At 29.2% G+C, this 449-nt stretch carries 1 protein-coding gene; it reads right to left on the bottom strand.

Going from position 1 to position 449, the window contains the following annotated elements; translation table 11 throughout:
- Nucleotides 1-217: 217 nt before the first annotated feature.
- Nucleotides 218-433, bottom strand: coding sequence for a hypothetical protein (locus tag HUN22_RS17705; RefSeq protein ID WP_174732095.1), 216 nt, complete (start codon nucleotides 431-433; stop codon nucleotides 218-220).
- Nucleotides 434-449 lie beyond the last annotated feature (16 nt).

Below are 449 nucleotides of genomic sequence, written 5' to 3'. Positions count from 1 at the left end.
CATCAAAATTGCATTTTTCAAAATTTATTTTTTTTTCTTTATAATTTAGACTCCTAGTCTCTAAAATTGGCCTATCTTCCTCATCTAAATGATCAGGGGGGCAAAAGACAAAAAAAAGACTTTTATTTTTTAAAAAGTCGTATTTTAAAGGGTAGATAATTTTTTTCATTTTAACCTCAAGAGCACTATTTAAAAAATAGTGCTCCTACTATTTTTATTAGCAAACGTACATTACCCCTCCACAATAATGTACTCCTGTTTTTAATGTATTTGCTCCAGAAACTAAAGCAATTTCTTCTGTAGTTAATTCTCTAGCAAAAGCATCAGTTAGATCTTCATAAGTTGCCTTACCTTGATCCAAACGATCAAAACTTGCCTGATTGTTACTAGACTTACTCTCAATTACTAATGAGCTTGTATTTTTTAATTGCATTTTTTTCTCCTAATTA

This window comes from Acinetobacter lactucae, assembly GCF_013344765.1.
GTDB classification, from domain to species: domain Bacteria; phylum Pseudomonadota; class Gammaproteobacteria; order Pseudomonadales; family Moraxellaceae; genus Acinetobacter; species Acinetobacter lactucae_A.
Note: the sequence above shows the minus strand (reverse complement) of the source record. Positions and strands in the feature narration are given on the sequence as shown.

Bases quoted from the DNA above. Each gene is read 5' to 3' on its own strand.
- HUN22_RS17705 (WP_174732095.1), bottom strand. From the start codon at position 433: ATGCAATTAAAAAATACAAGCTCATTAGTAATTGAGAGTAAGTCTAGT.